Consider the following 26,024-nt stretch of genomic DNA (forward strand, 5'->3'; position numbering starts at 1 on the left):
GTTGATCCCCCGAACGGGCTTTTCTTTATTTCTATTACTGAAGCAGGCAGGAGAAGTTATAGAGGTTATCTACCGCTCCACATGGCCTTTCCCGGCCAGCAGCCTTTCGATCTCCGCTGCGCTCGGCAAGCCTTCCCAATCCCCGACGGCCTGAATGACCTGAGATCCGATCAGGTTGCCCAAGCGGACCGATTCCTCAAGGCTATACTCCCGGAGCAGACCCGCCAGGAAGCCGGCGCAAAATCCGTCGCCCGCGCCAACCGTATCAACGACGTGCTCCGCTTTGAAGTAAGGGACCGCCGTCAGTTTTCCTTTTTCGTACAAGTAAGTCTCGTTCTCTCCGCCCTTAATGACGCTTGCTCCCGGCAGCTCATCGAGCTTCGCAAGAATCGCGTCCATCGAATCGGTCTCGTACAGCAGCTTTAGTTCATCCAGGCCCGGCAAGAAATAATCCGCTTTCATAGCGAGCGGCAAAAGCACCTTCCTTGCTTCATCTACTCCCCACAGCTTCAACCGCAAGTTCGGATCAAAGCTGACTTTGACGCCATGACGCTTGGCCATGTCCATTGCGGCCGCTACCGTGTCTGCGCAGGATGCGCCCAGCGCCGGCGTGATGCCGGTAACATGCAGGATTTTGGCGGATGCTATGTATTCCTCGTCCAGATGCTCCGGGGCCATACGGCTCGCGGCCGATTGCTTGCGGTAATAGTAAACCGAGCTCTTGCCTGCGACATTCTCACGAATCATCAGCCCTGTAGGGGCTTCTTCCGTCAGCTCCGCACGGGAAACGTCAACGCCTTCGCCGCGGATGGATTTCATGATCCGTTGTCCGAACGGATCATTTCCCAGACGTCCGCACCAACCCGAGGCATGCCCCAGCCGGGCCAGCCCGATCGCCACATTGCTCTCCGCCCCGCCGAACGAAGGCTCCAGCGATCTGGCGTATTCCAGCCCTTTGCCACCCTCGGCGATCAGTAAAGCCATACTTTCCCCGAAAGTAATGACCTCGGGGGTACCAATCTTTGTCACTAGTTCATTCATTCCTGTTCTCTCCTAATTCCTTAAGGGCTTTAGTGAATAACTCCAAGAATTGTTCCTCTTCATACTCGTTTGTTATCGACCTCGACGAAGCCAAGTAAGACAGGCCGTTAAATTTCGTAGAAATCAAGATGGCGTTTAATGGCACTGAACGATTGTATTGAATTGTCAGGCCGTTCACGGTCCGAGTGTTCTCATATTCCGTTGTTGATTTTCCGGCTACGGGCTCACTAATTCCAATCTCCAGCAGTCCATCCCCTTCATAGGGCCCATAAAGAGCCTGAATGCTATCTTCGGGACCAAACTCGGATTTCAACTTCTTTCCTTTGCGCTCTGTGTAATTAATAATAAAGGCCGAAGTATCAGATTGAGGCAGAGATATATCAAAAACAGAGTTCACCTCATAACCATCCAAGACTGGAATGGTGAAATTAGGAATAGTCTCCCGAATATCCCTAACAACTTCGGCGAGGCTTCTATCGCTGGGATTACACGCTGAAAGAAATACAGTGAATAAAGTAAAGAAAATGAATAACGATTTTCTCATTCCTGACCTCCCCCCATAGAAAAAATACATCTGGATACTTAATAATATTCTCCATATTTTCATGAAAACCTTTTAAAAAAGGGAAAAGTTCGAGGCGTTATTCCTCTCAGATTATATTAAAAAGGGCGGCCCCTAAGGCCGCCTTCCAAACTACTTGTTTCTTATTATACCTCCAAAATCGAAGGCATAATATGTGGTGCTCTTCCGACTTCTTTCATGAAGTACTTCCGCATCATCCGATGAATGCTTCTGATCCAGACCGCCCGGTCATAGGCCTCTCGTTCAGCCTGTTTAGTAAGGCCTCGCTTGAGCACCGCTTCCGCCCGTCTCAGCAGCGGTCTTGCATCCTGCATGTACACGAAGCCGCGGGTCACGATATCCGGTCCGGCCAAGATTTGCCCGGTCTTCTTATCCAAGGTCATCACGACGATGACAATGCCTTCCTGCGCAAGCTCCAGCCGTTCTTCCATCAATTCATCCTCGCGGGCCCGCATTTCGCCGTTGCTGATAAATACTTCACCCGATGGAATTGTTCTGCCGCGCTTGGCCCGGTTGCGATAGATAGAGAGCGTATCGCCGATATTAAGCACAAAGGTCCGGTCTTCCGTCAGGCCGGTTTGCAGCGCCAATTTCTTGTGGCTGAGCAGCATCCGATACTCTCCGTGAATCGGAATAAAGAACTTGGGACGAATAAAGCTGAGCATCAGCTTCAAATCCTCACGATTTCCGTGTCCCGAGGTGTGGATGTCAAAAATTGAACCGTAAATCACATGCGCCCCGGCCCGCATCAGCATATCGATGCTCCGGTTGACGTTTTGCGTATTTCCCGGAATCGGAGACGAAGAGAAGATCACCGTATCGCCTGGATAAATCTGAACCGAACGGTGGGCGCCTGAAGCGATCCGGCTGAGGGCCGCGTTAGGCTCGCCCTGGCTTCCGGTACATACGATCAGGATTTGGCTGTCTTCATACCGGTCGATATGCTTAACATCGATCAGCATGCCTTCCGGAATACGGATATAGCCCAAATCTTGTCCAATCGAAAATACTTTTTCCATACTGCGGCCGATAACCGCGATTTTCCGGTTGCACTGCATGGCTGCTTCGACAACCTGCTGCAGCCGGTGGACGTTCGACGCGAACGTTGCGAACAGGATTCTTCCGTCGCATTGCCGGAAAGTATCCAGAATAGCGCCGCCTACCCGGCGTTCGGAAGGGGTGAAGCCTTCCTTCTCGCTATTGGTGCTGTCCGCGAGCAAGGCAAGTACGCCTTCGCCCCCAATGCTGGCCATCTTGAACAGATCGGCCGGCTTGTCCTCCGGAGTAAAATCGAATTTAAAATCGCCCGTATGAACGACGGCTCCGTAGGGCGTGTCCACTACGATGCCGAACGCGTCGGGAATGCTGTGGGTCGTCCGGAAAAAATGCACCGAAAGCTGTTGAAAATCGTACCGATCATTTTCCTCGAACACATGCAACTTGACTTCCCCAAGCATCCGGTATTCCTCCAGCTTGGCACGGACCAGGCCGATCGTCAGCGGACCGCCGTAAACCGGAACGGACAACTGGCGGAGCACAAAAGGAAGCGCACCGATGTGGTCCTCATGCCCGTGAGTCAGAAACAAACCCTTGATTTTGTGTTGGTTCTCGATCAAGTAGGTAATGTCCGGGATAATATAATCGATACCGGACAATTTGGAGTCCGGGAATTTCAATCCTGCGTCAATAATTACAATCTCGTTCTTGTATTCGATGCCGTACATGTTCTTGCCGATTTCGCCGATTCCGCCGAGGGAATAGATCCGTACCGGGGGCGGCGAAGGCTTAGGGCGCCGGTTAGGCTTTGCCGTAGCTACTGGTTTGGTATTTGCTTCATTCATTATGCGGTTAATCCTCTCTAGAATAATGCAGACTGATCTAAACATAATTATACTGAAATCTAATCGCAATAACTAATTAATTTTTAGAAGAGACCACATTAACCTTAATGCACAGAAACAAGCTGACGCCGGAACAAGGCCGAACGCCAGCTAAAATGCGCTTATTTCGAGAATTTACCCAATTGGCTACTGGTTAAAACACTTCATAAAATCGAATTATTTCAAGGGCCTGGCCCCGCGCCGATCCGGATTAACGGTGCTAATTCAAACCAAGCTGCTGCAGCAACCCGCTATCACTTACTACTTCCAGCCAACGCTCGGCGATAAGATGATGACCTGCCGCCGTAGGGTGCACTCCGTCCCAAAGCCAGTAAGCTTCCTCCCTGCGTCCGGCAGCGGCGTCGAAGGCATCCTGAAGCGGAACATGAACCGCGTCGAATTCCCGGGCCAATTCACGGACGATGGATTGATAAGCGGAAATCAGGTCGGTCCATTGCTCCCATTTGGCCACGGTTGCTCCCGTTTTAAGAATAAACGGCTCGCACAATACCAGTTTGGACTGAGGCAGAACCTCCTTGGTTTCGGTCAGCAGATGCCGGTAAGCCCTTTCAAATCGGTCTGTAACCCCGCTCGGTTCTTCGGACGTGATTCTCCAAGCGTCATTCACGCCGATCAGGATACTGAGCACATCGGGCTTCAGGCTGATCGCGTCTTCATTCCAGCGCGCGTACAAATCCGAGACACGGTCACCGCTCACGCCCCGGTTTATAAACAACGGATTTTGTTCGGCGCAGGTATGGCCTAGCTTCCCCGCGATCATATAAGCGTAACTATGTCCCAATACATGATTGAGGTCGGTTCCCCGATCCCGGTTACCGTCGGTAATCGAATCTCCCTGAAATAAAATCACCTTGTTATTCTTTTGCATAAATTAAAATCCCCTTTTCGATGAACTTGTTAGTACAAGTTCTTTAATTATATAAGAGAATTCCGTTTTTCGCAGCCAAATTGCGGTAGAGCAACTTAATTATCTAACACTGCAAATTCCGGCCGCAGCAAAGAAGGCTCCGCCTCATCGGGGCAGGGCCTTCTCTTATTTTGTGTCCGCACTATTTTATCGCTACAAAAAACAGTCTGGCCGCATCATCCTTCGCTTCCACCCACTCGAAGTCGGCATAACAGGAGACGTCCCGGAACCCGCACTTAAGCAGCTCGCTGGTCATCCAATCCGGATCATAAGCACGCTGGACATGAGTTTCCTCAAATCGCCGGTACAAGCCAGGTCCGTTCTCTTCCTCACGGGCAAAAATCGTTAAATGATGTTCTATTTCATCCCGTGCGTCATCCCGTTCGCAGGTCCAGATATAAGCTACGGAGGATTCGTCCCAGATGAACGGCTGTTCTTCTTCATACCGGCGAAGCGTGTTCGGATGATGGACATCAAACAGGAAGGTCCCACCCGGCTTCAGCCCCTCATAGGTTCTGCGGAAGGTACTGACGATGTCATCTTTCTCCAGCAGATAGTTCAGGCAATCGCAAAAAGAAATTACCGAATCAACCGGCTCTGGCATTTCCCATTCCGTCATATCCTGTTGAACCCAGCGGATGCTCCCGTCACGGAACAATCGGACGCCTTGCGTGGTTCCTTCCATTTTGCGCCGGGCAACCGACAGCATGTCCGCCGAAAGATCGATACCGGTCACCTGAAATCCGGCATTCACGAGGGGAATCGAAATGCTGCCCGTACCGCAGCCGAGATCGACGACCGATGTTGGCATACCGTGCTTCTCCCAGGCCATGCGGGCGAACCGGATCCACTCGGGATACGGCATATCTTCCATCAATTCATCGTAAACATAGGCAAATTTTCGATAAGATACCATGGTTGTCACCGCACTTTCGTTTCCGCACGTTCTGATTATTCTGGCTTAGTCTCTGCTTGGGAATCATCTTTCGATTGCGATTCCCCTTTATTCTTCAAAGCGGAGGTCAGGTAAGTCCAGTTTTCGCTCTGTGTAATTTTCCCGTCCTTCATCAGCTTGCCAAGCGCACGTTTGAACGCTGATTTGCTGATCCCGAAGCGCTGCTTGATGAGATCGGGCGCTGTGGCATCCGAGAAAGGCATGCCGCCGCCAGGCCGGCTCTCCAGGTAAGCCAAAATACGCTCGGAATCTTCGTCACGGCCGATTTCCTTGCGAGGCGCCATCGACAGGTTGACGCGCCCGTCCTCACGGACATGCGCAATACGCACCTTAACCCGCTCACCCAAACGAAGCATCCGATTTCGTTCCGAGGAGTGGATCATGCCGATTGCACCAAAACCGAGAACCCCGCCTTCCACGATTACAAACGTCCCCATCTGCAACGGCTTGTATACGATCGCTTCCATCCACTGATTGTTCCAGGAAGATGGTGCGTGAAAAGCATGCTGAACCAGCTCCTGCTCGCCGGCCAGTTTGGCCTTCAGACGTCCCTGTTTGTCGTGCTCCATAAGGACGTAGACCCGGTCTCCCACTTGGGGGTGCAGTTCTTTCAGCTCCGGCAGCTCCCGGATCGGAAGCAGCAGTTGCCGGCCTAATCCCATCTCCAGGAAGCAGCCGAGACGGGGATGAACGTCGGCCACTTCAAGCAGAGCGAGCTCACCTAACGTGAGATACGGCTTTTTCATCGTTGCGGCCAACCGGTCTTCCGTATCATAGAACAAGAATACTTCGACCGTGTCCCCAGGCTGAATCTTGCTTGTCAGTTCGGAGTAATGAAGCAGCACGTCCTGCGTTCCTCCGCTGAGAAAATAACCGTAAGGCGAAACTTCCCGGTCTACGGGAAGAGATACGATCGTTCCCGCGATCAGGCTCATACGTTCTCCACTACCTTGGCGTCAGACCAAAGCCGCTCAATGTTGTAATATTCCCGCTCATCCCGGTGGAATATGTGTACTACGACATCCCCCAGATCCATGAGGACCCAGCGGGCGGAGTTCATTCCCTCGATGCCGCGGATCTGCACGCCCGCTTCCTGCGTACGTTTGCGAACCTCTGTAGCGATCGCCTGCACCTGCGTGTCCGAGTTCCCGTGACAAATCACGAAATAATCGGCAATCAGCGAAATACCTTTTAGGTCCAGCGCCACAAGATTCATAGCTTTTTTATCTTCCGCGGCTGCCACCGCGATGCTTAGCAATTCAGTTGGTGATACCGGCATTCATATATCCTCCTATGGAAAATGATAATTGTTTTATTGTTTTGAACCTTTGATTTCCTGGATCAGGCCGTTACGGGCAAGGACGGTCAGCGGGAAAATCACTTTTCCCTTCTCCAGCAGGAAGGAAATCGTCGAATCGAACCCTGCGACCAACGCCTCCTCCAAGCTATGTTCAGCCAGATCACGAATCTGTTCTACGCCGGGAAACTCCCGGCCCGGCTCGATATAGTCGGCCAGGCAGACGATTTTGTCGAGCTTCGTCATGCCTACTCTGCCCGAGGTATGGTAGCGGACCGCGTTCAGCACCTCCGGATCCTCGATCCCGTAGTCCCGCTGCGCAACGAACGCGCCGATTTCGGCATGCATAAGCTGCTTGTCATGCTCCAGCAACTCGGGATTGAGCCCGTTGTCACGGATCATGGCTTCCTGGCGCTCGACCGGCCAGAATTTGGCCAAATCATGCAGCAACGCGGCCAGATCCGCCTTCTCCTTATCGCCGCCGAACCGCTCCGCCAGAATGACCGCCGTCTCCATCACGCCTTCGACATGCTTCCACCGTTTGGCAGGCATTTGACCGGAGACGATTTCGATCAGCTGTTCACGGGTGTATTCCATACAATCCGCTCCTTACGATATATTCATACACCGCTTCGGGCACCATGTAACGCACCGACAACCCATTCGCGATCCGCTTGCGGATCAGGCTGGACGAAATGTCGACGAGCGGCATATCCGCCAGAAGCACCGACTCCTGAATATATGGAGGCAGCGCATCAAGTTCAAGGAAGCTTCCCGGGCGCTGCAACCCGATAAACGTGAGCATTCCCGTCAGTTCCTCGATCCCTTCCCATTTTGGAAGATAATTGACCATGTCGGCTCCAATGATAAAAAACAGCTCCAGCTCAGGATGCTGTTTCCGCAGGGCCTTGATCGTATCTACCGTATAGGATACCCCGCCGCGCCGCAGTTCTATATCAAGCGGCTTAAAAGCGGGATGGCTATGGGTTGCGGCCTCCACCATGGCGAGCCTCTGCTCCCCGCTCACACCGGCCTGGTGTTTGTGGGGAGGAATATGGGACGGCATGAACCAAACCTCTTCCAAGGCATGCTGTTCCCGGGCGGCCTCCGCCGCCAGCAGATGCCCGAGATGGATCGGATCAAACGCGCCTCCCATGATGCCGATTCTTTTCATGACTGTTTCCTCCTCCCCGGTTCCATTGCGGTCATTTGTTAGGGAAGCTCAATCTGCTTGTATTCGCGCGATTCTTTATACAATACGATCGTTCTGCCGATCAGTTGAACCAGTTCCGCTCCGGCGCCTTCCGCCAATTCTTCGGCGATTTCGCGCGGATCGTCCAGATTGTTGTTCAGCACCGATACTTTAATCAGTTCCCGGCGCTCCAGTGCTTCGGAAATATGCCGGACGATCTGATCGTTCGTGCCCCCCTTACCAACCTGAAAAATCGGTTGAAGATGGTGGGCCTGGCTCCGTAAATAACGCTTTTGTTTTCCTGTAAGCATGTAATTTCATAACTCCTCTAAATGTAAAATAGTTGTTTTCATATATTAACACTTCAACGTCCGCCGGCTAAACCAAACTGCTCAAGACCGCTGCGCGCATCGCGTCCACCGGAGCCGGCATGCCGGTCCAATATTCGAAGGCATAGCCGCCTTGATAGACGAACATGCCGATTCCATTATGAATCGTACATCCTTTCCGTTCCGCTTGAAGGAGCAGTTCCGTGCGCAGCGGATTATAGATGAGATCGCTGACGACGATGCCGGAAGGCAGCAACGCCTCATCCAGCGGCATTTGGCCGGGATGCGGATACATGCCTACGGAGGTCGTATTGATCAAAATATCGATCTCCGGCAGCAGGCCGCCGATCTCCTCCATGCCGCAGCCCTGGAGCGCACCGAGATGGCTCCATTCCGCGGCCAGCTCACGCGCTTTCTCCGCCGTGCGGTTTGCCACGGTTACCCGGGCGGGCGACTCCTGCAGCAAGGCGTACACGATCCCGCGCGCCGCGCCGCCGGAACCGAGCACCAGCACCCGCTTCCCGGCCAAATCCGGTGCAGCTTCCTCTTTCAGGGAACGGATATAGCCGATGCCATCCGTATTATAGCCTTTCAGGACGCCTCCGTCATTGACGATTGTGTTGACAGCACCGATCGCACGGGCTCCTTCATCCACCTCGTCGAGATATTTCATGACCTCGACTTTGTGGGGCACCGTTACGTTCACGCCGCGAAATCCGAGCGCACGCACCCCTTTAATCGCATCCTCGAGACGGTCACCCTTTACATGAAGCGGCACATAAGTCCCTTCGATACCGGAAGCCTGGAGTGCAGCCCGGTGCATGGACGGAGATTTGGACTGGATGATCGGATCTCCCACGACGCCCAGCAGCAGAGGCAATTTCAGCTCCTCCCGCTCTTTCCCCACGACATTCATAGTTCTCCCCCTTTGACCCGTTCCGTAAACGAAAATTCCGGCTAGATCAGCGACGGCCGGACTAAAACTTTAATCCCCTTCGGCGCATGAACCGCTACAACGGCACCCGCCTCATTATTGACTTTGATCCAGCCGAGTCCTGATATAAACAGGTCGGTCCGGCTGCCTTTGGCGATGCGGAATTCATGCCGCGTCCAATCCGGAAGCTTATCCAAGCTCTCCTTGCTCGGCGGAGCCAGCATTTCACCGGCATGATCCGCAAACAATTCGTCCGCACGCTCCAATTTGGTTCGGTGCAGCGGAATTCGTCCGCTGACAAAACAAGTGAACGATTGGCGTTCTCCCTGTACAAAATCAAACCGCCCAAACCCGCCGAAGAAGATAGTTTGGCCTTCGTTCAACTGGTAAACGGCCGGCTTCAGCGGCTTGTCCGGCAGAATGATGCCTAAATCCTGCGGGCTTACGAGCTCGCTGTATCTCGACGGATACATGATTCCCGGCGTATCGATAATCGATCTTCCGTCATCCAGCGGAATATGCACCATATCCAGCGTCGTGCCCGGGTATCTTGACACCGTCAGCTCCTGATCCAGATCGCTGTAATCCCGGATCAGCCGGTTGATGAGCGTGGATTTGCCGACATTCGTCGAGCCGACCACGTATACATCCCGGTCGCCTCTATGCTGCTCCAGCGCTTCCAGCAAGCGATCGAAACCGCTGTTTTGCTTCGCGCTGCACAGGACGACGTCCTCCACCTTAAGACCAAGATCCTTCGCTTCTTTTTGCACCCAGTTCCGGACTTTGTTCCAATTGGTCACTTTAGGCAGCAAATCGATTTTGTTGACCGCAAGCAGCACCGGATTATTGCCTATAAACCGCTGTAATCCCGAAATCACGCTGCCGTGAAAATCAAAGATATCGACAATATGAATGACCAGCGCTTCTTTTCCGCCGATCTGGCTCAGCAGCCGCAGGAACTCGTCCTGCTCCACGGTAACCGATGACGACTCATTATAGTTCTTAATGCGGAAGCAGCGCTGGCAAATGACCGGCTCCCGCGTTAGCGCCTGCTGGGGGGTATACCCCGGTTTGTTCTGCTCTTCGCTCTGCAGTTTAATCCCGCAGCCGCTGCAGCGGAATTCGCGCTCTTCGCTCCGCTTATCTGTCATTTCTGTTTTTCCTCCTCAAGCCATAATCCCGATTTCCCCAGACGGTGCTTCACGATCCGCTCCAGTCTTCGGTTGATGCGTGTGCCGAAACCTTCATCCGCTGCGGAGATCGGAAGCACCAGAACGGTGAACAACCCTTGACGGTTCCCACCTAAAATATCGGTCATCATTTGATCGCCGACCACGATCGTCTCTTCCGGTCTGAGGCCCATCATCTCCATCCCCTTCCGGAATGAAGACCCCGCCGGTTTTCTCGCCTTATGCACGAACTCAATATTCAAAGGAGTCGCAAATACCGACACCCTGTCCAAATTATTGTTTGACACGATCACAAGTTTAAACCCGGCCTTCTTAACTTTTTCGAACCATTCTACCAGTTCGGGCGTGGCTAACGGCGCTTTGGCACCGACCAGCGTATTGTCCAGATCCGTGATGATTCCCCGGTACCCTTGTTCGTACAAGCCTTGGAGGTCGATATCAAAGACATTGTTGACTCGCAATTTGGGCAAAAATCTTTCAAACAATTTACGTTCACCTCGGTTTCATACGAAAAACTATACCATATTCTACCCTTGCTTTATATTTATATTTTAAAAAAGAAAAGGTCCCCGGTGCAACCACCGGGGATCATTGTCGTGCTAGTGACATTCGGAAGTGTTCACAAATTCATTTTATTATCTCATTACCGCGTACCGCTCCCGCTTCTTTCTCTTCCGGGTCATCCGCATCAATTTGCGGGATTGCTCCCGAACGATTCTCCATTGTTGCGGAGAAAATGATTCCGGACTGTAGCTTGCCCGTTCGAATTCACTCAGCAAGGTGTCCAGGGTCGCAGCCAGTTCAGGCTGCTTCTCTTTCCAGCGGTCGACCGACTCCCGTAACGTTTCATCGCCGCTCCGGTTAAATCCTCTGCGTCGCAGCCTGCGTATTAAATGCTGCGTCTGCAGAACCGCCTTCTCGCCCAGCGTCAAAGGCCGGCCCAGACGAAGCCGAAAAAAGGCGAAGTACAGCACCGAACGGAGCTGATAAACAGCCCATACCAGAATTACCGCAACGCAGATAATAATCAAATTCCGGATCGTCTCGGGACTCATGCTCTCCAGCATTCCCTTGCCGTTATCCCGGGATGCTCCGTCGAGGTCGGAAGAATCAGCTAATGTCATTACACTTCCGTCCTGCTTATACAACACCGGCGCACTGAAGCCGGGAGTCGCTTCAAACGGAACCCAGCCATAGTCTCCGAAATATAGCTCTGTCCACGAATGCGCATCCGCATTGTTGACCCGGTAGTCCATCCCCGTCTCCGGGAACCGCTGCATATACTCGGGGTTGGGCTGTGTTCCGGGTGAGTATCCCTTGACCCATCTCGCCGGAATGCCAAGTGATCGGGCCATCATGACCATTGCAGTGGAATAATAATCGCAGTAACCTTGTTTGATTTCGAAGAGAAAGGAATCCACGAAATCTTCACTTTTTTTCAAAGATAAATCCGGCTGGTTGGTATACTCATAATTTTGTCTCAAATAGTCCTGCAGGAGCTCCATTTTCCTGTAGGGCGTCGTACCTTCAGCGGTGACCTGCAGCGCCAATTCGCGGACGCGGTCCGGAAAACCGGAAGGGATTTGCAAATAAGCATTTTCCTTATCCGCAGGATACAGGCTCTCGAAACTGGCCTCACGAAGCTCTTCCAAAGGAATAACCGGGATATTCGCCACTACTTTATACTTTTTCGGGTAGAGGCGTCCTATAGGTTGAGAACTTCTGGTCAAAGCCTGATGGTTCATCTCCCAGTGAAGCTCGGCTTCTTTGGGCGCCCACATCATTGTTCCCCCGGTTTGCTGCTCCTCCTCATCCAGCAGCTCCACACTGCCCATGGTATAGCCGCCGAACAATACCGGATAAATCTCCTCGTTTTGCATCGTAATCGTCTGCTCTACTTGCATGATTTCAACTTTCGGAGGTATCTCCTCACCTGGAAGCTCGCCGGTGGAGACGCCTTGAATCCGGTTAAATTCGCGCCCTTCTTCGCTCAGATCCATCCAGCCCTTGCCGGTATAATTCCGGCGAGTCTCGCCGCGCCAGTAGGATCTCACTGACGTATCGACCGTCATCACGGGGCCATAACTGAATTCAAAGCCGCCCCCGAGCTCTTTATCGTCTCGGCTATAGCCGGAAATGACTTCCTGCGGGGCGATAATCGTGACCGATCCCGAATCAGTGGAAGAAACAGGGGTCGCAGCGGCATTGCCGCCTGGTCCCCCCCGATTTTTCCAAGCGGTATATGGGTCCGTCAGAACAGGCGAGACCGATGGCATACTGACGCCGATCAGCAATACGCAGGCAAAGATCGCGACAATGTTGGCGGCGATCCTAAGCGGCTGATGCCGCAGACGATTCCATCCGTGCGGATATTTAAGCTGGAAGGACCGGAAATGAAGGCTCGCCAGCCAACCGAGGCCGGCAAACACCGTCCAGGCTACATTTTGCCATAAATAATAGGAAGTAAAAGAGTCCAAAATCGCAAAGGCAATCAGATCTCCAGCCAAAAACAACAAGATTCGTTTCTTTCCGTTCAGCAGTTCCAATGCCAGCTCAAAAAATACCCAGGCCGCCAGCGAAAACCAAATATAAGGCGTGAATTGTTGCGCCATACCATAAAGCTGATCCGGGACCAGCCGGCCTGAAGGCAAAAAAACATCATAAGCGATGAGAACGATGCGCCAGCCCGCCATAACGACGATCGCTTTGATGATCCATCGCCAGGTCGCTCTCAAGGGCAGTAGTTCTATGGCAGCCACCGACAAAAGCGTTACGGTGACAAGCGCCGTTGTCTCATCGAACCATAAAGGCTCCGTATAATCGATCCATTGCATAGCGATAACTAAAAGCCACAAGACCGAAAATAGGCGGTACCAGGAAAAAAGGGTCCGATTGTGTGATCGTTTCATAATCTGCCACCCCCCAGCGCTGCCGGAAGATCGCTCAGCGAAGAAACTGTAACCCCTTTCATTCCTCGTTCCTGAAGGACCGTCTTCAGGGATCCCTGCCGGTATACGGTCTGCCCCGGAATCCCCGTATGAATCTGGTAAGGCGTCATATGACGCGATTTGGCCCAGCGCATAATGCCGAGCATTTTATCGTCGGTCAGCGGACTGATCAGAATAAAAAACGCCCCGGACGGAAAGTATTGCCGTTTCCCTTCCAGCTTCTCCTTATATCCTCCATATCCATCCGCATGGATATCAACCAGATGATGAAGCATTTGCTGCCGCTCCAGGTAGCCCTCCGCCGGCGCGAATGCACGAACGGTTTTGCCCAGTGTACACAAGCCCATGCTGATCCTTTCCCTTGATCCGTATTCCAGCAGCGAGGCTGCGGTCGATACCGCGAGCTCGAACTGGGACGGCTGCGTGTAACTGAGCGTATGCGCATCCAGCACCAATATGGTTTTCGGGAGCGATTCGTGCTCGAATTCCTTCGATTTCCAGGCTCCTGTTTTCGCGGTAGCGTTCCAGTGGATCCGGGAAATCCGGTCTCCGTATATGTAATCACGGACCCCGTTGATTTGGGTCGTTTCCCGCCGCGACATGGAAACTGCGGTTTCCGGTCCGGCCAGCCGTGAATTCCGGCTATGCAACTGCCAATTCGGAATGAAGACGGTGCGCGGAAGGATACGGAACTCTCCGCCGGTCTCAAACACCCCTTTATGCTTCATCAATCCGAAGATGTCTTCAGAATGGCATTCCGTCCCGGAAAATACGTATTTCCCCCTCTCCAGAGGAGGAGTTTGGTAGGTCAGAATGCTGTCCTTATTAAAGTGAGGAACCAGACTGTCTTCGAATATCCAGGAGTCTCCGTTATGACGCTGCAAATGTTCCCTGACGATGATATAAGGGAGCGGCATAAACCGCGGCGGTTGGATCTGAAGCCTGATTTGAACCTGTTCCCCGGCTTTCAGCAGGCCCGGGCGGTCTTCATTCTGCGAAAGGGTTCTCGAGCCCCTGATTCGCTTGATTCCTCCCATACCGCCCGCCACCCAGTAAAGGGCCAGCAGCGATATCATCGTGAACAGCATTATCGACGTTTTTCCGCCTTGGAACAAAACATAGAATAGACATATAAGCCATAATGATGCCACTTTCCAAAAGTTTAATGAGGACAACCCGGATTTGAACATCTCCAGCACGGCCCGCATCATTTACCGTCCCGCAGATATCGGCACCTGAACCTGCCGCAAAATCTGCTGAAGCACTTGTTTGGAATTCATGCTGTCCAGCCGGGATTCGGGACGAAGCAATATCCGGTGGCCGAGCACGTAAGGAGCCAGAACTTTCAAATCGTCAGGCAGAACAAAATGACGTCCATCTATAAATGCGAACGCTTTCGCAGCAGCCATAAAAGCGAGAGAGGCGCGCGGAGAAGCTCCTAGGAGAACGGCTTCATGCTCACGGGTGCGCCGCACGATTTCCAGCAAATAATCGCTGAGCAGATCGCTGATATATACGTCGCGGATTTCGTGCTGAATCGCGGCGATTTGCTCCATGCTTGTCACTGGACGCAGCTGGTCTACGGGCTGTCCCAGGCTGTGAGTGTGGAGCATATTTTTTTCGGTAGCCGCATCCGGGTATCCCATCCCGATCTTTAGCATAAACCGGTCAAGCTGCGCCTCGGGCAGCAAATAGGTCCCTTCAAAATCGATCGGGTTCTGCGTGGCGCAAAGCATAAAAGGATGCGGCAGCGGATAGGTCACGCCATCCGCGGTGACGCTGCGCTCCTCCATGACTTCGAGAAGGGCGGATTGCGTTTTGGTCGTAGCCCGGTTAATTTCGTCGGCCAGCAGAATGTGAGTCATAACCGGTCCCGGCCGGAACACAAATCGTTCCTCATGAGGGTGAAATACGGATACGCCGGTAATATCGCTGGGGAGAATATCCGGATTGCATTGAATGCGCCGGTACTCGCCGTCCATCGATTTGGCTAATGCCTTAATCAACTGGGTTTTGCCGGTTCCGGGCACATCCTCGATCAGTACGTGGCCGCCGGCGAGCAAAGCGGTTAAGAGCAGGTTGATTTCAAATGATTTTCCGAGAATGCATGATTCCAAATTGTCTTTTACGGCGGTCAATGTTCGTATCGATTGCTCATTTACGGGCACGTTTTTTCCCTCCAGACATTTGATCATCCTGTTTCATCGTGTTGTATTCATCTATTTCTTTCTATTGTACATGAAGTTAGTCGGTGAAGTATACTCGGCACTTTTCGGGATGAATGTTGATTTTTTTATGATCCGGTAATCTCCTGAAAACAGAAAAAACCTTCAGTCCGCAGACCAAAGGTTTTTGAAGAAATTTGTTCATTCCTATTCGATTCAATTGAGTTATCCTTTCGGACGTACAACAAGCGCAGCCAGGAATGAAAATATGATCGCCGCGGAGATCCCCGCGCTGGTCACGTCAAAAATCCCGGTGATTACGCCGATCCATCCGTCACGCTGTAACTCGGTCAACGCGCCGTGTACCAAGGAATTGCCGAAGCTGGTTATCGGTACGGAAGCCCCTGCGCCGGCAAATTTGACAAGCGGATCATACCAACCGAAGGCATCCATGACCGCACCGATCACGACGAGTGAACTCATCGTATGAGCGGGGGTCAGTTTGAATACGTCAAACATGATCTGACCGACTACGCAAAACAATCCTCCTATGACAAACGCCCAGAGAAATATCATCCTATGCTTTCCTCCTTTTCCAGAGCTACCGCATGCGCGATGCACGGAATACTCTCTCCCTGCTGGTAGGACAGCGGGGACAGCAGCGCCCCGGTCGCCGCAATCAACACCCGGTTCAGCTCCCCTTTTTTGATTTTCTTCAAAATATGTCCGTAAGTCACAACCGCCGAGCAACCGCATCCGCTGCCCCCCGCTATCACGTAGGGCTGTTTCTCCCTGTCAAAGATCATCAGGCCGCAATCATTGAAGGTCGTCCCTTTCATGGATACGCCATCCTTCTCCAGCACATCCTTTACAATAGCGTGCCCTACCGATGCCAAGTCACCGGTAACGATTAAATCATAATCCTCAGGACTGCGGCCCGTATCATTGAAATGAGCGACCAGCGTGTCCGCGGCCGCCGGCGCCATGGCTTCGCCCATATTGAACGGGTCTTTCACTCCCAGATCCTGTATCCTCCCGATCGTGGCATGGGTGATGCGCGGGCCTGATCCTTTCGAGGATACGACCGCCGCGCCCGAGCCGGTGATCGTGTATTGGGCGGTCGGCGGCTTTTGCGAACCGTATTCCGTGGGATAGCGAAACTGCTTCTCTGCCGTACAGTTGTGGCTTGCCGTTCCCGCCAGCGCATGATGAGCGCCCCCGGCATCCACGATCAAAGCGGCCAAAGCCAGGCTCTCCATCGAGGTTGAGCAGGCTCCAAATACGCCCAAGTAAGGAGCACCTATCTTCCGCGCCGCAAACGTCGCGCTGATGATCTGATTCATCAAATCACCGCCGATAAAAAACTGGAGCTCTTCCCTGGAAATCCCCGCATGCACAAGGGCTAGGGCGGATGCGTGTTCCAGCAGCTTGCGCTCCGCCTTTTCCCAAGTCTTCTCGTCGATCTCCAAGTTGTCATACACAAAGTCGAAATCGGCCGACAGCGGGCCTTGTCCTTCTTCCGGGCCGACGACGGTCGCCGCCCCGATAATCGCCGGCTTCGATTTGAATTCCCAGGTTTGCGAACCGGTCAGCACCATTAGTGTGCGCCTCCCAAGCCGAAGATAACGTGAACTACGCCGACTAAAAAAGCCGCGACTACACCGAATACAATGACCGATCCCGCAAGTTTGAACATGTTGGCCCCTACGCCGAGCACCAGACCTTCCGCCTTGGATTCCAGCGCCGAGGAGCACATGGAGTTCGCGAATCCCGTAACCGGCACGGCCGAGCCTGCGCCTGCCCATTGCGCGATTTTATCGTAAACTCCGAACGAGGTGAGGATTACGGAAATAATAATCAGCACGGCGACCGTCGGGCTGCTCGCCTCTTTGGAGGTCATCCCGCCATAAGACATGAACAATTGCTGGATGCACTGCCCGATCAGGCAGATCAGCCCCCCGACAAGAAACGCCTTCAGGCAGTTTCCGAAAATATTCGTCTTGGGTTTATGTTTTTTGGCGATTTCCTTATAATCCTGTTCGGTCAGCGACATCGTATTCAGCTTCACCCGGGCACCGGATCTCGATTTGGTTTTGGCTGGCAAGCGCCATCCCTCCTTCATGCATTCAAACATTTCCTTACGCGGTATACTCATTATTTGTCATCATGCCGCTTGTTATGTTTGGTAAATCATCCATAGCCGCAAATAGCGGTTATCTTCGAGCACAACAAAAAAACAGCGTAATCCTTTAGCGGGAAAACGCTGTTTAAATGATTGGGCTTTATTTAAGTGCAAGTTCAAAAAGTCGTGATCAAAAGATGACTTTTTGAACAACCTCTTATAAATATTGAAGAATAATGACCAGCAGAATGAACAGTAGCATAATCATCAGCCAATCCTTGGAATAACGCTCCATTATGACTTGCCCCCTTGCCTCCTCGGTTCACGAACAAATGCTTTGCTGCAGTATATGAGTTTTACGGTATTCCGGTGCCATTCAAAGAGTGGAATTCGAAGCGGAAATACGGAGACCGTTTAGCGGATCATAGACATTCTTTCACAGGTGGTACATACTAAATAAGGACGGAAAGGAGAGTACGATTTATGAACAATAAAACAATGGAACTGTTTAAACACTTGACCGAATTTCCCGCTGCCCCAGGATTTGAGCGAGAGCTCCGGGCCTGGTTTAAAGAGCAGCTATCCGCTTATACCAATGAATTCGTGCAGGATCGATTAGGAAGCCTGTTCGGCATCCTCCGCGGTGACGATCAAGGCCCGAAAGTCATGGTGGCCGGACATATGGATGAAGTCGGTTTTATGACCACCGGCATTACCGATAACGGCATGGTGCATTTTCAGCCAATCGGCGGCTGGTGGAGTCAGGCCGTTTTGGCGCAGCGCCTGCAAATCATTACCCCGCAGGGCCGGATCGTCGGTGTAGTCGGATCGATTCCGACGCATCTGCTGGACGAGGCCCAGCGCAGCAAGCCTGTCGATATCAAAACAATGTATCTTGATATCGGAGCCGACAGCCGTGCGGAAGCCGAGGAGGCCGGCGTTCGGCCTGGACAGCAGATCGTCCCGATTTGCGAATTTACGCCGATGGTCAATCCGAAGAAGATTATGGCCAAGGCGTGGGACAACCGTTATGGCGTCGGCCTTGCCATCGAGCTGATGGAAGCGCTGCATGGCGAGAAGCTGCCGAATACGCTGTATTGCGGCGCCACCGTGCAGGAAGAGCTCGGCCTTCGCGGAGCGCGTACCTCGGCGAACCTGATTCAGCCTGACATTTTCTTTGGCCTCGACGCCAGCGCCGCTAACGACATGACCGGCGACAAGAAGGCGTTCGGGCAATTGGGGCAAGGAGCCCTGCTGCGGATTTATGATCCGACGATGCTCACTCACCGGGGCATGGTGGAATACATTCAGGACACCGCTGACACGCACAAAATCAAGTACCAATATTTCGTATCCCCAGGCGGTACGGATGCCGGACAGGTGCATTTAAGCGGAATCGGCGTTCCTTCCACGGTGATCGGCATATGTTCGCGTTACATTCACACTTCGTCCTCAATCATTCATACGGACGATTACGAGGCGGCCAAGGAATTGCTGATCAAGCTGGTGAAAGGTCTCGACCGCACGACGTTAAATACGATTTTGGAAAACAGCTAACTATACAAAAGAGCTAACCGCCTGGCCAGTTTCGGCCTGTGGATAGCTCTTTTTTAGTAAATATGAACTATGTACTAGTAGTATGGAATGCTAATCAACCCAATAGGGGACATTTTGGGCTCTATTATCAGGTTTTCGGGGTTTAACTTGCCAATTGGAGCCTTTTTGTCCCCTAATAACCTCCATCCTGATTAAAACCGACCTTTTAGGCGGTCCATCTGCAAAATAAGACCCGGAATGGGGAACATCCGCGCAAATAAAGCCCTAAAAGCCCCTTATTTCTCACACGATGTACCCGCTATGCTCTCCCAACACTGCTGCAAATGCTCCGAAGCCCAGCGCCGATGGTTCTCATCGCTGTATTGGCGATAGGTACATTCAATATGTAGAATTAGGGCAAGATACAGGTCATAAAGCTCTAGCCGCTCTTTTTCAAGATTCGTAAAAGCTTCCTTCCCGTATCCCTTCAAAAAAGCGGAATGATCCCCGGCCAATGTCCGGAAATAGTATTCCATGAGCGGGTCTCCCCATAATGCCCTCTCGCAATCAATAATTCCGGTAATCCGGCCGGAATCCACAAACACATTGCCGTCCCATAAATCCCAATGAACCAATCGCGGAACGGTGACTTCCTCCAAACTGGATTTACGGAGAGCAATTGCGGACTTTATTTGCTCTTCACTTGCCGGCAGCTCAATATCTTTGTCCTTCGCATCGGCTATCAAGCCGGAAACCATGTCTGAAAATACCGTCAGCCAGTCACTTCCCTGCTGTTCTTCCAGGGCAAAGTAGCCGAAACGATCACTTTGAATCTCATTTATGTATCGGCTCAATCTCCCGAGCTCTTCTTCAATCTGCCCGCGCTCTTCCGGCAATAGTTGTTCCTTGATCTTATTGTACGGGGTGCCCGGGAGGTATTCCATCAGGAAGCACTCATTGCCGCCTTCCTCTACTTCATAATAATAAACTTCAGGTATCGGTATATTACCGGTTCCCCTCAATAAACGCAGCACCTCGACCTCAGTTTTCATTACATTGCGTTCATAGCGCATCATTCCGGCCCCTACGTGGGGAGCAACTTTCAGAACCGCCCGCGAACCGTCGTTCAAAGTGAGATCATAAGCAGAGTTGAACCAGCCGTCCTTTAATTCGAGAACTTCACCGATTTTCGCTTGTTCACCGAAGGCTCTGGCAATTAAAGCCGCCAACTCATCCCGAGTCAATTGACGCTTGATCATATTCTCCATACGGTATCCTCCAATGTTTTCTTTTTCAATACTAATGAAAAAATCGTTAAAGTCATTGTACAGTAACCCTTACATTATATTTAATAACTTTATTCAAAGCATATAAAAAAGGAGGGGATTGCTCCCCTCCTCTTCGTTATTTATTTTCTTTGATCTTCAAGAATGATAACTCCGCGGCCAGGAACAGTGACGGAATCCTTCACGTTCTTGCCTGCCAGCAGGTCTTTCTTCCCTTCGGAGCCGATTTCTACCTCGGCACTCTCCGCATTGTGATTGAGCAGGAACAGGAATTCCTTATCGCTCTTCACCCGGCGAGCTACTTCTACGCCCGCAGGAGCATGCAGTAAAGGCTTGATGCCCTTCTCATCGCACAAATTAGCAAGGAATCCTTCAAGGAAAGATGCCTCCGGGCTGCTCGCCACATAATAGGCGTGGCCGGAACCAAAGCTGTTCTTCGTCAGGACAGGCATCCCCTTATAGAAATCGGAACCATATTCAGCCAGTACTTCAGCACCTTCGGAATGAATGAGATCGCAAAGCAATCCACATTCGAACTGTCCTTCCAGTTGGCCCCAAGCCTGCTTCATCACGATCTGATTCTTCTGATCCGGGAACAGCGCATCGATCTCTTCCGCCCAAATCCCAAGCACCTTCCGCAGTTCACCGGGGTATCCTCCGGTCGTTACGATATCGTTCTCGTTCACGATGCCGCTGAAGAAAGTGGTAATAAACGTGCCACCCTTTGCGACAAACTGCTCTACTTTTTGCGCGAAGCCCGGTTTCACCATGTACATGACCGGTGCTATGACGATTTCATATTTACTCAGGTCCTCTTCCACCGATACCATATCGCTCTCCACATGCATCTGGAACAAAGCGTCATAATATTTGTGAACCTCATTCACATAATTCAAGGCGATCGTCGGGCCGCTGGACAGTTCAGTCGCCCAACGATTTTCCCAATCATAAACAATCGCAATTTTAGCCTCCGTGCGAGCGTCCAGGAGCGTATCACCAAGCTGCTCCAGCTCGCGGCCTAGCTCGGCGCATTCGCGGAAGACACGGGTATGTTCATGCCCGACATGCTCGATCACGGCGCCGTGATACTTCTCGCACGCCCCGATGGAACGGCGAAGCTGGAAGAACAGCACCGTATCCGCCCCGCGGGCAACGGCCTGGTAGCTCCATAAGCGCATAACGCCCGGCGCTTCAGTGAATTGTAGGCTTGCCAGTTTTGCTGGCTCGGTGTTTGCTCCATCAGCATGAACGGATCCCCGCTTTTCAATCCGCGCATCAGATCATGCGTCATTGCCGTAAAGCTGACCGGGGTATCCAGGGAAGGATAATTGTCCCAAGATACGATGTCCAGATATTTAGCCCATTCAAAATAGTCAAGCTCCGGATAGAAGCCCATCAGGTTCGTCGTCACCGGAATGTCCGGGGTATGTTTTTTGATCTCTTCATACTCCAGTTTATAGCATTCCAGCAAGCTGTAAGACATAAAGCGGCGGTAGTCCAACGAGATCCCCTGGAAGTTGGTGCGGTTGCCGTTCCATTCTTCGCTCAGTTCACTCGGAGGTACGATCTCCTCCCAATCGTAGAACGTGTGGCCCCAGAAACGGGTATTCCATGCCTTGTTCAAAGCATCCAGATTGCCGTAACGCTCCTCGAGCCATTTGCGGAATCCGGCTGCGCAATTGTCACAGTAGCAATATCCGCCGTATTCGTTGGATACGTGCCAAATCAGCAGGCCGGGATGGTCCTTGTATCTCTCCGCCATTTTACCGGCCATGCGGACGGAATATTTGCGATAAGTCGGCGAATTCGGGCAGGAGTTATGGCGTCCGCCAAACTTCCGCTTTCTTCCCTGAACGTCCACACGCGTGACATCGGGATACTTTCTCGCCATCCATGCCGGGTGGGCACCCGTGCTCGTTGCCAGGCAAGTATACACACCGCTCTTGTACAAGCGGTCCATCGTCTCATCAAGTTGGGCAAAATCATAAGTATCTTCATCCGGCTGGTTCAGCGCCCAAGAGAACACGTTGACGGTCGCTACATCAATACCTGCGAGCTTGAACATACGCTCGTCCTCTTTCCAAATCTCCGCGTCCCATTGCTCGGGATTGTAGTCCCCGCCATACCATATTTTCGGCAGCTTATCGTTAATCACTGCGAACACATCCTTTAAAGTGATATAATTATATTACCATTGTAAAAGTAAATCTTAGCCCTTCATATATAATATTTCCGACTTCAAATATAATAATATGGAACTAACAAGGAGGTCATAATCTCATGCAAACGCCAGCATCCCGGCGGTTCGTCTTTTCCCCTTCCGGAACTCCTCATCTCCCCCTGATCGTCGAAAGCATCGGCTATAATCCGAATCAGGAGAAGATCATCCGCCCCGAAGGCTACCCCTTCTACCACTGGATTCAAACCGAAGCGGGCGAAGGCAAATTGTCCTATGGAAATGAGACTATCGTGCTTGAGCCGTTCACGGGGCTGCTTCTCCCTCCCGGAATGCCGCATGCTTACGAGGCGATATCCCACGGAACTGTGTGGAGTACGCTGTACATCACGTTCGGCGGAGAAGCGACGGGTCCGATCCTGAACGCATTTGCTATCCGTGAACCCGCCTTTTTTCGATGGGATCCGGATTCGCCGCTGGCTCCCCTGCTCGGCTCGATGCTTGAGCAGCTGGATACCGGAAACGATCTGTTCGGTCTGGAGATATCCACTAAAACTTACCGGTTCCTTGGTCTTTTGAGCAAATTCGGACAAGCCAGCAGCGTTTCCGTAACCCGCAATGTGGAAAAGCTCGCCCCCCTGCTGCAGTGGATGGAAAACCATTATCGCGATCCTGATATCGGTCTGGACAGTCTGGCCGAAGTACTCGGCATTTCCAGCCGCCATTTGAGCAAGCTGTTCCAGCTTACTTTTGGACTTTCCCCGTATGCCTACCTCGTCCAGATGCGCATTCACAAAGCCAAGGAGCGGCTCGCCGGGAACCCGGAACTCACCGTCGCAAGCATCGCCGGGGAAACCGGATTTCGCGACACCAGCCATTTCGTGGCCACGTTCCGCAAGCATACGAACCTGACTCCGCAACAATTTCGAAGATTGCATTAAAAAGGCTGTCCTTTGGGACCGGAATGTGGCGGATCCCTGGACAGCCTTGCTTGCCCATCAATGGACGAGAATTATTGCACGGAAATCAGATATGTGCTGCCTTGCTCCGCATAGAAACGGCCATCTTCGACCGGAACAAGCGATCCGTCCGACTTAACAACCGAAATTGCCTCTTTGTAACGCAGAGTACACCAACCGCTGCGGGAAGCGGTGATGCCGGCTTCCGTAAGACGGCCGTTCAGCCATGCGGCGCTAACGGTGTAGCCGCCTCTGGCCCGGAGTCCGCTGACGCTGCCCGAAGACGACCAAGCCTTCGGCAGGGCAGGTAAAAGCTCGATACCGTTGTTATGGCTCTGAAGCAGCATTTCGGCGATGCCTGAAGTTCCGCCGAAGTTGCCGTCAATCTGGAACGGTGGATGATCGTCAAAAAGATTAGGATAGGTCGAACGGGACAACAATGTATTTACAAAACGGTATGCCGTTTCCCCGTCTCCCAGTCTGGCGTACAAGTTGATCAGCCATGCACAGCTCCAGCCGGTATGCCCGCCCCCTTGGCTGATCCGGCTGTCCAGCGATTTGCGGACCGCTTCCGCCAGCTCCGGCGTTCCATCCGGTGTAATGGCATTTCCCGGATACAAGCCGTAAAGATGCGATACATGCCGGTGCCCCGGTTCCGCTTCCACAAAATCCTCGCTCCATTCCCGCAGCCGGCCATCCGGCCCTATTTGCGGCTTCGCCATTGTCTCCATCGTTTCTTCCAGAAGTCGAGACCATTCCCGATCGGCACCAACAATTTCGGAAGCCAGAATACAATGGTTGAACAGCTCGCGGATCAGGAACAAATCCATAGTGGAGCCGGCCGATATGCTGCATGGCTCGCCGTCCGCTGTTAGGAACTTGTTCTCCGGCGAGGTGGAAGGGGCTGTAGTCAATTCTCCGTTTGGTCCCGGAACAAGCCAACCCAAGCAAAATTCAGCTGCCCCTTTCAAAAGGGGATAAGCGGTTTCCCGCAAAAAATGTTCATCCTGAGTGAAGACATAATGTTCCCAAAGATGACGGCTAAGCCATACTCCGCCCATCGGCCAAAACGCCCAACTGGCATCTCCGTCACTCGGTGTGGATGTCCGCCACAAATCTACATTGTGATGCGCAGTCCAACCTCTGGTTCCATAATGAATTCTTGCGGTTCTTGCACCGGTTTTGCTAAGATCGCCGATAAGATCAAACAAGGGTTCATGACACTCGCTTAAATTACATACTTCTGCAGGCCAGTAGTTCATTTCCGTGTTTATATTCGTCGTATAGTTGCTGTTCCAAGGTGGCTGCATATGCGGATTCCAAATACCCTGCAGATGAGCCGGCTGTGTGCCGGGTCTGGAACTGGCCATCAGCAAGTATCTTCCGTACTGAAAATACAAAGCTTCAAGCCCAGGATCACTCTTCCCGGATTGATAGCGTACGAGACGTTCATCTGTGGGTAAAGAGGTTACGTCCTCTCCATCTAACTTTAAGTCCACCCGTCCGAACAGGCTCTCGTGATCTGCGATATGCCGCTTGCGCAGTTCATTAAATCCAAGCTGCTCGGCCGCATCGAGGGCAGCCGTGCACTTCCCGCTCACGATCTCCGCCGAACCGTTTCCCGGCATCACGTCGTACCCGGCGAAGTCAGTAGCCGCCGCTAGTAGCACGGTCACTGATTTCGCACCGCTTACTTGCGCCCGGCCGGATTCGTGCACAAGGGTTCCTCCATCATGATAGATACGGATTTGCGCTTCAAAAGAAAGGCCCATCCCTTCCTCATACAAAACAGATTGAGGGTGATCCCCCCTATAATTGTCGGCAATATGGCTAGGTGCCCTACCGTTCATTTTCAGCCCGTTTCCTTCCGCCGTTTCGCTCGTTGTGTATCTTAAAGGCGAATCCAGCGAAATCGTTAAATCCAGTAAATCCTCCGAAGGAGAATCATATCTGAGCGCTAAAACTTGATCCGCCGCACTAACGAACACCTCCCGCGTAAAGACGGCTTCTCCGCGGGAATAACGGACCTCAGCCACTCCTTTTTCCAGGTCAAGTCCTCTATAGTATCCGGCAGATGTCATATCTCCATGGTGCTCCACTTTCAGGTTACCTAAAGGCTGGTAAGACTCGGTCCGCCGGCCCAGCATCTTCGAGTTGATCAATGCTTCCGCCTCTTTATATTTCCCGGAAAATATCAGTTCCCTTGCCCGATCCAAATGCCGGAGAGCGTCGTAGTTCTGGGTGTCACGGGGAAATCCCGACCATAAAGTATCCTCATTAAGCGCTATCATTTCTGTACGGTCTCCCCCGTAAACCATTCCGCCAATCCGCCCGTTTCCGACTGGCAGAGCCTCTTCCCAGCGGGAAGCGGGCTGATTATACCACAATCTCCATAATGACTTCTCTTTGTTCATATCCGGCATCTCTACTGCCTCCCATCCATAACTTAGAGAAAAAGGCCCGAGCAAACTGCGGGCCTTTTTCCTGTTCAACCTATTTAGTT

At 52.2% G+C, this 26,024-nt stretch carries 23 protein-coding genes and 1 pseudogene; 2 read left to right on the forward strand and 22 right to left on the reverse strand.

Going from position 1 to position 26,024, the window contains the following annotated elements:
* Window positions 1–69 precede the first annotated feature (69 nt).
* The 19 genes from NYE70_RS09575 to spoVAC form a co-directional block, all read right to left on the reverse strand.
* Window positions 70–1,041, reverse strand: coding sequence for a sugar kinase (locus tag NYE70_RS09575; protein WP_341045798.1), 972 nt, complete (start codon window positions 1,039–1,041; stop codon window positions 70–72).
* Complete coding sequence (locus tag NYE70_RS09580; RefSeq protein WP_341045800.1) at window positions 1,034–1,585, reverse strand: hypothetical protein; 552 nt, start codon at window positions 1,583–1,585, stop codon at window positions 1,034–1,036. Before NYE70_RS09580 ends, NYE70_RS09575 begins: the two co-directional genes overlap by 8 nt.
* Window positions 1,586–1,749: 164 nt before the next feature.
* Window positions 1,750–3,465 (reverse strand): ribonuclease J1, encoded by a 1,716-nt coding sequence (gene rnjA, locus NYE70_RS09585; RefSeq protein ID WP_211019940.1) that lies wholly within the window; start codon window positions 3,463–3,465, stop codon window positions 1,750–1,752.
* A gap of 259 nt (window positions 3,466–3,724) precedes the next feature.
* On the reverse strand, window positions 3,725–4,393 hold the full coding sequence (locus NYE70_RS09590; RefSeq protein ID WP_341045801.1) for an SGNH/GDSL hydrolase family protein: 669 nt from the start codon (window positions 4,391–4,393) through the stop codon (window positions 3,725–3,727).
* Between the two features lie 181 nt (window positions 4,394–4,574).
* The gene (locus NYE70_RS09595; protein WP_213656369.1) at window positions 4,575–5,348 is read right to left on the reverse strand and encodes a class I SAM-dependent DNA methyltransferase; all 774 of its coding nucleotides are present in this window, start codon (window positions 5,346–5,348) and stop codon (window positions 4,575–4,577) included.
* A gap of 35 nt (window positions 5,349–5,383) precedes the next feature.
* Window positions 5,384–6,322, reverse strand: a complete 939-nt coding sequence (locus NYE70_RS09600) for a CvfB family protein (RefSeq protein WP_341045803.1) — start codon at window positions 6,320–6,322, stop codon at window positions 5,384–5,386.
* Entirely contained in the window at window positions 6,319–6,666 is a 348-nt protein-coding gene (rsfS, locus tag NYE70_RS09605; protein ID WP_211019944.1) for a ribosome silencing factor, read from the reverse strand. Before rsfS ends, NYE70_RS09600 begins: the two co-directional genes overlap by 4 nt.
* A 33-nt stretch (window positions 6,667–6,699) precedes the next feature.
* Window positions 6,700–7,281: a bis(5'-nucleosyl)-tetraphosphatase (symmetrical) YqeK gene (gene yqeK / locus NYE70_RS09610; protein ID WP_341045804.1), complete on the reverse strand. Its 582-nt coding sequence runs from the start codon at window positions 7,279–7,281 to the stop codon at window positions 6,700–6,702.
* Complete coding sequence (locus NYE70_RS09615; RefSeq protein ID WP_211019946.1) at window positions 7,265–7,858, reverse strand: nicotinate-nucleotide adenylyltransferase; 594 nt, start codon at window positions 7,856–7,858, stop codon at window positions 7,265–7,267. The genes yqeK and NYE70_RS09615 overlap by 17 nt, the downstream gene beginning before the upstream one ends.
* A 38-nt stretch (window positions 7,859–7,896) precedes the next feature.
* Window positions 7,897–8,187, reverse strand: a complete 291-nt coding sequence (gene yhbY / locus NYE70_RS09620; RefSeq protein WP_211019947.1) for a ribosome assembly RNA-binding protein YhbY — start codon at window positions 8,185–8,187, stop codon at window positions 7,897–7,899.
* A gap of 67 nt (window positions 8,188–8,254) precedes the next feature.
* The gene (aroE, locus tag NYE70_RS09625; RefSeq protein WP_341045806.1) at window positions 8,255–9,121 is read right to left on the reverse strand and encodes a shikimate dehydrogenase; all 867 of its coding nucleotides are present in this window, start codon (window positions 9,119–9,121) and stop codon (window positions 8,255–8,257) included.
* Between the two features lie 41 nt (window positions 9,122–9,162).
* The gene (gene yqeH, locus NYE70_RS09630) at window positions 9,163–10,290 is read right to left on the reverse strand and encodes a ribosome biogenesis GTPase YqeH (protein WP_211019949.1); all 1,128 of its coding nucleotides are present in this window, start codon (window positions 10,288–10,290) and stop codon (window positions 9,163–9,165) included.
* Complete coding sequence (locus NYE70_RS09635; protein ID WP_211019950.1) at window positions 10,287–10,814, reverse strand: YqeG family HAD IIIA-type phosphatase; 528 nt, start codon at window positions 10,812–10,814, stop codon at window positions 10,287–10,289. The genes yqeH and NYE70_RS09635 overlap by 4 nt, the downstream gene beginning before the upstream one ends.
* A 150-nt stretch (window positions 10,815–10,964) precedes the next feature.
* Complete coding sequence (locus NYE70_RS09640; RefSeq protein ID WP_341045807.1) at window positions 10,965–13,238, reverse strand: transglutaminase family protein; 2,274 nt, start codon at window positions 13,236–13,238, stop codon at window positions 10,965–10,967.
* Entirely contained in the window at window positions 13,235–14,485 is a 1,251-nt protein-coding gene (locus NYE70_RS09645; protein ID WP_445323836.1) for a DUF58 domain-containing protein, read from the reverse strand. Before NYE70_RS09645 ends, NYE70_RS09640 begins: the two co-directional genes overlap by 4 nt.
* 3 nt (window positions 14,486–14,488) lie before the next feature.
* On the reverse strand, window positions 14,489–15,445 hold the full coding sequence (locus NYE70_RS09650) for an AAA family ATPase (protein WP_341047563.1): 957 nt from the start codon (window positions 15,443–15,445) through the stop codon (window positions 14,489–14,491).
* Between the two features lie 222 nt (window positions 15,446–15,667).
* Complete coding sequence (spoVAE, locus tag NYE70_RS09655) at window positions 15,668–16,018, reverse strand: stage V sporulation protein AE (RefSeq protein ID WP_211019953.1); 351 nt, start codon at window positions 16,016–16,018, stop codon at window positions 15,668–15,670.
* The gene (spoVAD, locus tag NYE70_RS09660; RefSeq protein ID WP_211019954.1) at window positions 16,015–17,040 is read right to left on the reverse strand and encodes a stage V sporulation protein AD; all 1,026 of its coding nucleotides are present in this window, start codon (window positions 17,038–17,040) and stop codon (window positions 16,015–16,017) included. The genes spoVAE and spoVAD overlap by 4 nt, the downstream gene beginning before the upstream one ends.
* Window positions 17,040–17,546 carry a stage V sporulation protein AC gene (spoVAC, locus tag NYE70_RS09665; protein WP_211019955.1) on the reverse strand — a complete coding sequence of 169 codons (507 nt, stop codon included), beginning with the start codon at window positions 17,544–17,546 and terminating at the stop codon, window positions 17,040–17,042. Before spoVAC ends, spoVAD begins: the two co-directional genes overlap by 1 nt.
* A gap of 501 nt (window positions 17,547–18,047) precedes the next feature.
* Between spoVAC and NYE70_RS09670 the strand changes: the two genes are divergently transcribed.
* Window positions 18,048–19,121 carry a M42 family metallopeptidase gene (locus tag NYE70_RS09670; protein ID WP_211019956.1) on the forward strand — a complete coding sequence of 358 codons (1,074 nt, stop codon included), beginning with the start codon at window positions 18,048–18,050 and terminating at the stop codon, window positions 19,119–19,121.
* A 275-nt stretch (window positions 19,122–19,396) separates the two neighbouring features.
* Here NYE70_RS09670 and NYE70_RS09675 read toward each other — a convergent pair whose 3' ends face one another.
* Window positions 19,397–20,368: a phosphotransferase family protein gene (locus tag NYE70_RS09675; protein WP_341045809.1), complete on the reverse strand. Its 972-nt coding sequence runs from the start codon at window positions 20,366–20,368 to the stop codon at window positions 19,397–19,399.
* Between the two features lie 140 nt (window positions 20,369–20,508).
* Window positions 20,509–22,541, reverse strand: a pseudogene (locus NYE70_RS09680) (beta-galactosidase).
* A 125-nt stretch (window positions 22,542–22,666) separates the two neighbouring features.
* On the opposite strand from NYE70_RS09680, the gene NYE70_RS09685 reads away from it, so the two are divergent.
* Window positions 22,667–23,503, forward strand: coding sequence for an AraC family transcriptional regulator (locus NYE70_RS09685; RefSeq protein WP_211019960.1), 837 nt, complete (start codon window positions 22,667–22,669; stop codon window positions 23,501–23,503).
* A 71-nt stretch (window positions 23,504–23,574) separates the two neighbouring features.
* On the opposite strand, the gene NYE70_RS09690 is transcribed toward NYE70_RS09685, so the two are convergent.
* Window positions 23,575–25,944, reverse strand: coding sequence for a glycoside hydrolase family 95 protein (locus NYE70_RS09690; RefSeq protein ID WP_341045810.1), 2,370 nt, complete (start codon window positions 25,942–25,944; stop codon window positions 23,575–23,577).
* Window positions 25,945–26,024 lie beyond the last annotated feature (80 nt).

The sequence above is a fragment of the Paenibacillus sp. FSL R5-0407 genome, assembly GCF_038009185.1.
Classification (GTDB): Bacteria; Bacillota; Bacilli; order Paenibacillales; family Paenibacillaceae; genus Fontibacillus; species Fontibacillus vini.